This is a genomic window from Alcanivorax sp. HI0044 (assembly GCF_001634945.1).
The window spans coordinates 1-9,526 of record NZ_LWEZ01001069.1 but is presented as its reverse complement, the minus strand read 5'-3'; the positions used below and the strand labels follow the sequence as shown (position 1 = coordinate 9,526).

The 9,526-nt window shown below is 57.1% G+C and carries 9 protein-coding genes; 2 read left to right on the top strand and 7 right to left on the bottom strand.

Translation table 11 applies throughout. The annotated features are described in order from the left end of the window. The 5 genes from A3730_RS12845 to A3730_RS12825 form a co-directional block, all read right to left on the bottom strand. On the bottom strand, positions 1–456 hold a 456-nt coding region (locus A3730_RS12845), incomplete at its 3' end, for a hypothetical protein (RefSeq protein WP_063538191.1). A 341-nt stretch (positions 457–797) separates the two neighbouring features. Beyond that, positions 798–2,045 (bottom strand): OmpP1/FadL family transporter, encoded by a 1,248-nt coding sequence (locus A3730_RS12840; RefSeq protein WP_063519935.1) that lies wholly within the window; start codon positions 2,043–2,045, stop codon positions 798–800. A 202-nt stretch (positions 2,046–2,247) separates the two neighbouring features. Beyond that, the gene (locus A3730_RS12835; RefSeq protein ID WP_063538189.1) at positions 2,248–3,393 is read right to left on the bottom strand and encodes an acyl-CoA dehydrogenase family protein; all 1,146 of its coding nucleotides are present in this window, start codon (positions 3,391–3,393) and stop codon (positions 2,248–2,250) included. 165 nt (positions 3,394–3,558) lie between these two features. Beyond that, on the bottom strand, positions 3,559–4,641 hold the full coding sequence (gene zapE / locus A3730_RS12830; RefSeq protein WP_063519933.1) for a cell division protein ZapE: 1,083 nt from the start codon (positions 4,639–4,641) through the stop codon (positions 3,559–3,561). Positions 4,642–4,772: 131 nt separating this feature from the next. Beyond that, positions 4,773–5,405 (bottom strand): alpha/beta hydrolase, encoded by a 633-nt coding sequence (locus tag A3730_RS12825; protein ID WP_063519932.1) that lies wholly within the window; start codon positions 5,403–5,405, stop codon positions 4,773–4,775. A 116-nt stretch (positions 5,406–5,521) separates the two neighbouring features. Between A3730_RS12825 and A3730_RS12820 the strand changes: the two genes are divergently transcribed. Beyond that, a complete protein-coding gene (locus A3730_RS12820) occupies positions 5,522–6,046 on the top strand; it encodes a YhcB family protein (protein ID WP_063519931.1) in 525 nt (174 codons plus the stop codon). 354 nt (positions 6,047–6,400) lie between these two features. On the opposite strand, the gene A3730_RS12815 is transcribed toward A3730_RS12820, so the two are convergent. After that, on the bottom strand, positions 6,401–7,276 hold the full coding sequence (locus A3730_RS12815) for a diacylglycerol kinase family protein (protein WP_063538187.1): 876 nt from the start codon (positions 7,274–7,276) through the stop codon (positions 6,401–6,403). A gap of 30 nt (positions 7,277–7,306) precedes the next feature. Next, a complete protein-coding gene (locus A3730_RS12810) occupies positions 7,307–8,062 on the bottom strand; it encodes a Nif3-like dinuclear metal center hexameric protein (protein WP_063520432.1) in 756 nt (251 codons plus the stop codon). Between the two features lie 320 nt (positions 8,063–8,382). Here A3730_RS12810 and A3730_RS12805 point away from each other — a divergent pair, with 320 nt between their 5' ends. Next, on the top strand, positions 8,383–9,480 hold the full coding sequence (locus A3730_RS12805; RefSeq protein WP_063538185.1) for a trypsin-like peptidase domain-containing protein: 1,098 nt from the start codon (positions 8,383–8,385) through the stop codon (positions 9,478–9,480). Positions 9,481–9,526: the final 46 nt, after the last annotated feature.

Genomic DNA, 9,526 nt, shown 5'->3' with positions numbered 1-9,526 from the left:
CGGATCCCACCAGCACACCGGCGTCGACGGCCCAGTGGGCACATTGGTATCCAGGTAAGTGGCCCCCATCGCACCATGCACATAGGGCGTTAGCGCCTTGCGGAAAAAGTGGTAAGTGCCGTTCACGTTCATGGTGGTCATTTCCAGGTCGCCACGGCCATCAAAGGCGCTGCCCCCGGCCACCGGCTGCGTGGTGGTTCGGAAATCCGTATCCACCCACTCCAGGGCAAACCCCAGCGACAGCTTTTCATCCAGGTTATAGGCCATATCGAAACCAAACCCGATATCATCATCCACCTTCGCTTTGGACCCACCATCCCCCGTGAATGACTGCCCCTCAAGGCCAATCACACGAAAACTGCCTTCCCAGCGCTCCGCCCGGTAGCTATTGGGGATTTCTGCCAACGCCGGCAGAGATAACAGACATGCCGTGCCTACCAACGCGATTCTTTTCATTCCTTGCCCCTGTGATCCATCTGGCTGTTCCCTGGCAGCATACCACCACCAAAGTGATTCGCGTAAACCGGCAACTAGTCAAACCGGCGCGACTTCGCTATACCTCGCCGCCCCACCCGCAAACGTCAGGCATTTGTGGGAATTCATGCTTGCATGATGAAGACGCTGGCCACGCGATACAAAGCCTGCCTGAACCGCATTGCCGCTTCATCGACACGATAAAAACAATCCTGGCCACGAAAATCTCATTGTGCCGCTCACGCTTCTTTTTCAAGGAAAATAAAAACCAAAAAAAAGCGAACCCGAAGGTTCGCTTTTCTGCTTTCACTATTGCATTTGGTTTAGAATCGATAACTCAACTGGGCACCGATAACATCAGCATCCAGCTCATAAGTGCCATTTAAAACCGCAGGAGCCCGAGAGGCATCAGCTCTGTTAATGTCTGCATCATCAACAAAAACATGGGCATAAGCGACATCGATCAACATATTTTCCATTGGCTCAAAACCGGCCCCTATTGTCGCCCAAACTTTCTCGGAATCCGGAGAAATTGCAGAACGATTATTGGTTCCTTGCGTAGACTCTTCCATCGCCACACCGAAGCGTAGAACAGTAGACTCACTCAGGCCATGACGCAGCCCCAGAGAGTAACGCGCGGTATTTTCCCAATCAAACGCTTCAACCGCAGGGTTCGGTAAGGGGGCCGGCCCCGCGTGGTCAATCACCAACTCATCCAGACTGCTCCATTCCATCCACTCGACACCCAGCAAAATCTGGGTGCGATCAGAAAGATCACCCGCATAGGAAAGCTGCAAAGACGCAGGCAATTCCACATCTGTGGAGCCAGAATGAGGACCTGCTATTGGGCCCGCCGTTTTGAAGGTGATATCCCCCTCAACTTCATAATCAATACTGGAACGGTACGCCACCCCGAAATGATTATTATCATCCGGGCTATACGTCAGCCCCAAATTCCAGCCATAAGCGTCATCATCACCTTCCAGACGAGTAGCGGCGTTTTCGATATCCGCATCCAATGTCTGGTAACTAACACCAATACCCACATTCAAATTATCGGTCAGCTGGATACCTAGTGAAGGGTTCAAATTAATGGTTTGAAGATCAGATTCCGTAGAATAAAAATCACCAGAGAACGGACCAACTGGAGACAAACCATTACCCCAGTTATCCTCATATTCCACCTTGGTGCCAAAAGGTGCCGTCACCGAAAAACCGAAAGTCATCGTTTCGCTTATCGGTACAGCCAGAAAACCACTGCCGATGAATGGCTCCACATCTTCCATATCACCTGGCCCATTGCTAAAACCTGTTGTAGAGGCGTCAGCCTCAAAATGGGTATCCACCCAAACTTGATGCACCGCCACCGACAATTCAGTCTTTTTCAAGCCAGCCAGTGTCGCCGGGTTGTACCATTGGTTGGAGGCATTCTCACTCAAAACGCCTGCACCCGCATACGCGGTACCCATCGCAGAGACGGATTGATACGACACACCAAAACCACTGGCCATGGTCTGGCCGGTAACCAGCCCCAGAGCGGAACCAATAAGTAACGCACCTGTTTTTTTCATTGCTGCTCTCCCTCTTCCTAAAATTATTAGCGTACACGCAAGATCATTCCTCGATCTGACTTCACTTATACACAACTTAGGCGAATAACAGCAAGACCCGTAAAATCCTCATACTTTCACACTAGAAACTGTCACTTTGTAAAATTACGCCCACAAAAAAAGGGCTGCCGAAGCAGCCCTTTTGTTTACCGTCCGGGTGGCATCAATCCGCCAGCACCGCCTTGGCAACAATGGTTTTCATGATCTCGTTGGTGCCACCGTAAATCCGCTGTACACGGGAGTCGGCGAACATACGGGCGATCGGGTATTCCCACATGTAGCCATAACCACCGTGCAGCTGCAGGCACTCGTCGATCACTTCGCACTGCAGGTCGGTAATGTAGTATTTGCCCGCCGCTGCGGTAGGAATATCCAGTTCTTTCTTCAGGTGCAGTTCCAGACAGCGGTCCACATAGGTGCGAGCCACTTCAAGCTTGGTGTGCATCTCGGCAATCTTGAACTGGGTGTTCTGGAAACCGGCGATCGGTTTACCGAAGGCCTTTCTTTCCTTCACGTATTCGATGGTGTGCGCCAGCGCAGACTCGGCCATGGCCAGACCACCAATGGAAATACCGAGACGCTCCTGGGGCAATTCCTTCATCAGGTAAATAAAGCCCATGCCTTCTTCACCCAGCAGGTTTTCTGCCGGTACGCGCACGTCCTGGAAAAACAGCTCGGAGGTGTCCTGGGCCTTCATGCCCACTTTCTTCAGGTTCTTGCCTTTCTCGAACCCCTCGGAATCGGTTTCCACCACAAACAGGCTGATGCCCTTGGCGCCTTTGGTGGGATCGGTTTTGGCCACTACAATCACGATGTCCGCATTCTGGCCATTGGTGATGAAGGTCTTGGAGCCGTTCAGCACGTAGTGATCGCCGTCTTTCACCGCGGTGGTTTTCACGCCTTGCAGGTCGGAGCCCGCGCCGGGCTCGGTCATGGCGATGGCTCCAATCATTTCACCGGTGACCATCTTCGGCAGGTATTTCTGTTTCAATACTTCAGAGCCATTGTTCTCAATGTAAGGCGCCACAATTTCTGTATGCAGCCCCCAGCCAATGCCGGTGAGGCCCAGTTTGGCAATCTCTTCACTGATCACCACGCTGTAGAGGAAATCAGCGCCGATACCGCCGTATTCTTCACTCACCATGGGGCACAGAAAACCCTGCTCGCCCGCTTTTAACCATACCTCTTTAGGCACAACGCCCTGCTGCTCCCATTCTTCATTGAAGGGAACGGCTTCGTTTTCCAGGAATTTGCGTACGGTATCGCGGAAGGTTTCGTGGTCAGAACTAAACAGCGTACGGGGAATCATCATGCTCTCCGGCATCAGGTTATCGGGAGTGGCCCCAACGCCGGACTGGCAGGGGCACAGAATGCCCCATAATGTTCACTGTGGCGGTCATCGGGCAATGACCGAAACGCTCAGGCCCTTGCTCATCTGTGAAACCTGGCCAATGACGCTGTTGTCGGAAACGGATCAGGCCCGGTGTTCACGGCCCAGATATTCGGAGGATTGCATCTCTTGCAAGCGGGAACGGGTGCGCTCAAATTCGAAATCCAGCCGTCCACCGGCATAGATATCTTCGATGGGCACCTCGGCGGCGACCACCAGTTTGACGGCACGGTCGTAGAATTCATCCACCAGGTTGATAAAGCGCCGGGCCATGTCGTCCTTGCCTGCGCCCATCTGCTCCACATTGGCCAACAGCACAGTATGGAACTCCCGGGCAATTTCGATGTAATCAGTCTGGCTGCGCGGCCCATCGCACAGTTCCTTGAACTCAAACCAGACCACATCGTCCGCGCAGACGACGGTAGCAATTTTGCGGCCCTCAATCAGCACATTGCCACGATCCCGGTGGCGGGAGTGATCCGGCTCCAGGGCCTGGAATCGTTCCTGCAGAAAGGTATCAGCCCCTTTCCCCAGGGGGCAGTGATATAGCTCGGCCTGCTCCAGCAGACGCAGGCGGTAGTCATTGCCGCCGTCCACGTTCAGCACCTGGGTGTGCTCTTTCAGCAAATCAATGGCAGGGAGAAAACGGGCCCGTTGCAGGCCATCCTTGTACAGGCCATCCGGCTCGATATTGGAGGTGGCCACCAGGGTCACCCCATTGGCAAACAGCTCCTGCATCAAGCCAGCCAGTATCATGGCGTCGGTAATGTCGGTGACAAAGAATTCATCAAAACACAGCACCCGGGCCTGACTGGCAAATTTGCGGGCGATGCTGATCAGCGGATTTTTTTCGCCCTGGCGTTCACGCATTTCCCGGTGCACTTTCTGCATAAAACGGTGAAAGTGCATGCGGCGCTTTTCCTTGAACGGCAGAGTCTGGAAAAACACATCCATCAGGTAGGTTTTGCCACGGCCCACGCCACCCCACATATACAGACCCATCTGCGGGCGGGGCTTGCGGAAGCGCCCGAACAAACCGCCTGACGATGGCTCTGCCAGCAAACGATGGTAGAGGTCGTCCAGCGCCGCGACGGCCCGCTCCTGGGCCGGGTCCTGGAAAAAGTCATCGCGCTGAAGGTCGGCCTTGTATTGCTCAAGAGGGGTCATGGGTCGCGGACCTGCCACTATGTAGTTGAAACCGGCTCAGGGCCTGAAACAGGCCCGGCAAGGGCGGGCCAATGTAGCGCCGGGGCCGCCAGCTGACAACCATCCGGGGAAAATCCACTCGCAGGGCAAAGCTAGCCGGGCAGGTGGCTGGCCGCAACCTCCTTCAGGTCCACCAGCTTGCCGTGGAAAAAATGGCCGCAATCCGGGAAACGGACCAGATCGGGGGCAAGGGATGTTTGCTCTGCCCAGCGAAACACCTGCTCCGCCGGCACCACTTCATCGTCCTCACCCTGCACCACGGTCACCGGACAGCCGGTATTTTCAATCTCGTCAAACGGGTAATGGTGCACTGGCGGCGCCACCAGCAGCAGTTCCCGGGCGGGCATACCGTTGGCCGTGAGAATTTCCGCCCCGCGCGCCGCCACAAAACTGCCAAAGGAAAACCCCGACAACCACAGCGGCAATTGCGGATACTGGTGTGTCAGCCAACTGTGGATAGCCAGCAGATCCTCGGTTTCGCCGATGCCATCACTATAGGCCCCCTGGCTTTCACCCACACCCCGGAAATTGAAGCGCACCACCACGGCCCCTTTATCCCGGGCCAGCCGAGCCAGGGTTGTCACCACCTTGTTGTCCATGGTGCCACCAAACAGGGGGTGGGGGTGGCAAACAATGGCCACAAACGGCGGCGTATCACTACCCTGTTCCACGACGACCTCCAGCTGCCCGGCTGGACCGGATAAGGTTTGCCGTTGTGCTGCCATTTTCTACTCCTATCGCATCCTGTTACGCCTTTCACCCTTGGCGGCTGAGCAGCTCTGTGCTGCAATAGCCTCAGCGTTATCGCCAGCGTCTTGGCGATACCTTACAGGAGTATGCCATGGATATGCTGACAACTGGGGTGCTGTGCTTTGCTGCCGGCGTGGTGGTAGGTGCAGGACTGCTTTTCTGGTTGTTACCGGCACGGCGGCAAGCCGGCCAACTGATTCGTGACCGTGACGAGGCCCGTCAGGCACTGAATCATTATCGGGACAAGGTAGACGATCATTTTCTGCAGACCGCTGATCTGGTCAACGATATGACCCAGGCGTATCGCTCCGTGCATGAGCATTTGTCCAAGGGCGCCCAGGTACTCTGCTCTGAAGTGGGCCGCAAACGGGCCGTGGCCAAATCCCTGGATTCCGCACCGGACAAGGAGAATAGCGAACCCATGGCGCCACCACTGGATTATGCCCCCAGCGCCAAGGGCACGCTCTCGGAAGACTTTGGCCTGCAGCAAAAACCCACCGGCCCCTTTGCGCCAGTGGACGTGGCCGATAACCCGATCCCCGACACCGTGGTCGAGCCGCCCCGGGATTATGCCGAGGGAGATGACGACGCCGCAGATGACAAGAAACCCGGCTGATGGCCGAGCAACCATAAAAAAGCCCGCTGATGCGGTAATACCGTTCACTTAAGGTTCTGTGCCAGACCTGAAGCCTTCGCGATGTAAACATCGCTCCCCCCCTCAAACTTCGGGATTGGTGGGAAGTCATGCTCGCATGACGAAGATGTTCGCGCAGCGCTGCTTCCCCTAAGTGAACAGCATTGCGCTGATGCGGGCTTTTTTATGGTTCATCACATCTTGGCGTGAATAACACGTTTCTCGCCGTTTGACTGGCTTATCGTGAACACTCCGCACTTTGCCAAACGCTCGACGCCGGATGCCTGACGTCAAACCCCATGGCCTGGGCGGCCTTTCAAGGCTTGTGGCAAAACCCTATGAATCAAACAGGGTAGCCACCCGCATGGGCACCGGCGCGTCTTCCACTTCAATCTCCGCCGGCAAGTTACCCGCCGGATCGCCGTCTGCCTGAATCGGCTCTTCACCGTTCTCACAGCGGATATACACCCGCTGGGCTCGCAGGCTGGCCACGCCATCCATCCGCTCCATGCGCCCGAACAACAGGGCAACCAGGCAACGCAGTAAAAACCGCACGCCGGGCTTCTGGAATAACAGCACCTGCACCTGTGGGCGCAGGATATTGGCCTCGTTACTCAACACGAAGCTGCCACCGTAATGGCGGCCATTGGTGATAATGGCGGAGAAACAATCCAGTGGCCGGCCATCCACCTCCACCCGATAGTGGCGCTGACCATAACGGCCAACCTGGCCAAGCATGGATAGCACATAAGCCAGTTTGCCGAAACGCTCCTTGATGCCCAGGTTGACCCCGTTGACCACCCAGGCGTCATAGCCAATGCCGCACATCATGATAAACCGCCGGCCATTCAGGCGGGCCGGCGTCACAGACACGCTTTTGCCCTTCACTACCACCTGCGCGGCCTGCTCCGGTTTTTTCGGCAACCCCAGCTCTTTGGCCAGTACATTCGCGGTGCCGGTGGCAAACACGCCCAGCGCCACGCCGCCAGCCAAGCCGTTGAGCACTTCGTTGGTAGTGCCATCTCCGCCCACGGCGACGACACAATCGCCTTGGTCCGAGAGCCCATTGAGGTAGTTCGTAGCGTCGTTGGGGCCTTTGGTGTAATACAGGCGCACGCTGGCTCCCTGGCGCTCCAGCTCAGCCACAAAACGGCAGAGCAACGCCTCCCGACCGCCACCGGCAGTCGGGTTGTAAATCACAGTGACTTTCATCAGACAGGAAACCCTCGTACTACTCCCGGTTCAGGCCGGGTTATCGATATCAATAAAGGTATGCTCAATGCCGTAATGATCGCTGAGCCACTGGCCCAGCGCCATGGCGCCATAACGCTCGGTGGCATGGTGGCCACAGGCGAAATAGTGCATGCCGGTTTCCCGGGCAAAATGGGTGGTCGGTTCGGAAATTTCGCCGCTCAGGTAGGCATCCACGCCTTTGGCCTGGGCCTTTTCGATAAAGCCCTGGGCCCCGCCGGTACACCAGCCGACCGTTTCAATTTCGTCGCCGGGATCGCCGATATGCAAGGGCGTCCGGCCCAATACCGCTTCCACATGGGCGGCGAATTCTGACGCACTCATGGGGCTGTCCAGTCGCCCCACATTGCCGATGGGCCGGGGCGAATCATCCAGCCCGCCTTCGGTGGTCAGGCCCAGACGAAGCGCCAACTGGGCATTATTGCCCAGTGTGGGGTGAGCATCCAGCGGCAGGTGATAGGCAAACAAGTTGATGTCATGGCGCAACAGAGTCTGCAGCCGTTGCTTCTTCATGCCCCGGATCTGCTGGCTTTCCCCTTTCCAGAAATAGCCGTGGTGGACCAGAATGGCATCGGCTTCTTCCACGATGGCCGCGTCAATCAAGGCCTGACAGGCCGTCACGCCGGACACCACCCGATGAATCTGCTCGCGGCCTTCCACCTGCAAACCATTGGGGCAGTAATCCTGAAACCGGTCCGTGGCCAGTTCCTGGTCGAGCAGAGACAACATGTAATCGCGCTTGAGCATGGCACCTTCCGGCAGGTCGGACATGATGAATGTGGTCGCAAAACCCGTGAAGGCTGATCTCTGCGCCAACCCTGCCACTCGCCAGAGTGATGTACCCTAGGCGCGTAATCGTTGCAACGCGGGCCTTCGCAGGGCGTTGCCGAGAGCATGGCAATGGCTGGCGTGCGACCATTTGCCACAGCCAACCGGTGGTAGCAATCACCATTCACAGGTTCTACTATTGCGCGCAGTTTACCTATCAGACCCCTCACTTGTCTCGCCAGAGGCCCTTCACCAGGCTCTGACGAAAAAGGGGAACCGCATAAACGGGGGCATTACCGGTGATCAAACTGCTTCGTTTTCTGGCCGGCCCGGTGATTACCGGCCTGGCCGTCGGCCTTGTCGCCCTGTGGTGGTACCAGTGGGGCCCCAACGCTGAGCCCGCACAGCATGACACCGGCGTCGCCAGCTATGCCGGCGCGGTAAACCATGCGGCCCCAGCGGTGGTGAACATCTACACCACCCAGATCATCACCAACGAGGACGTGGCCGAAGACCCGCTGTTCAACCGCTTTATGGAACAACCCCGCCGTGAACGCGCCCTGAGCAGCCTGGGCTCCGGGGTAATTGTCGACGACGGCGGCTATGTGCTGACCAGTTATCACGTCATCCGCGATGCGGATGAAATTCTGGTGGCCCTGCGTGATGGCCGGGACGCCCCCGCCCGGGTGGTGGGCACGGACCCGGAAACCGACCTGGCACTGCTGCATGTTGCCCTGGAAGATTTACCCGAAGTCGAGCTGAACGGTAACGGCCCGGTGCAGGTGGGCGATGTGGTGCTCGCCATCGGCAACCCGCTGGGTGTGGGTCAGACAGTATCCATGGGCATCGTCAGTGCCACCGGCCGCAGCCACCTGGGCATCGCCACCTTTGAGAACTTTATCCAGACCGACGCGGCCATTAACCGGGGCAACTCCGGCGGCGCGCTGATTGATACCCGCGGCCACCTGATCGGCATCAACACCGCCATCCTGTCTGCGGACGGCAGCTGGCAAGGCATCGGCTTCGCCACCCCCGCCTCCATTGCCAAGGAAGTGATGAGTGACCTGATCGAGCATGGCCGGGTGATTCGTGGCTACCTGGGCGTCACCGTGCAAGACATGACTCCGTCACTGGCGGACACCTTTGGCATGGAAGACGTACGCGGAGGCGTGGTCACAGAAGTGGTGGTCGACAGCCCTGCCCATAAAGGCGGCCTCCAGCCCGGCGACGTGCTGGTGGGAATCGACGGCGACGTGATGGCCGACGGCTACGAAGCCATGAACCGCATCGCCGGCATGAAGCCTGATGACAAGGTGACCCTGGAAGTGATCCGCAACCGTCAGCCCCTGTCCGTGGACGTGGTCATCGGCACCCGTCCTCCAGCGGAGACGGAGTGATGCAATTAATAGTTAATAATGAATAATTAATAGTGCGCGAGACAGG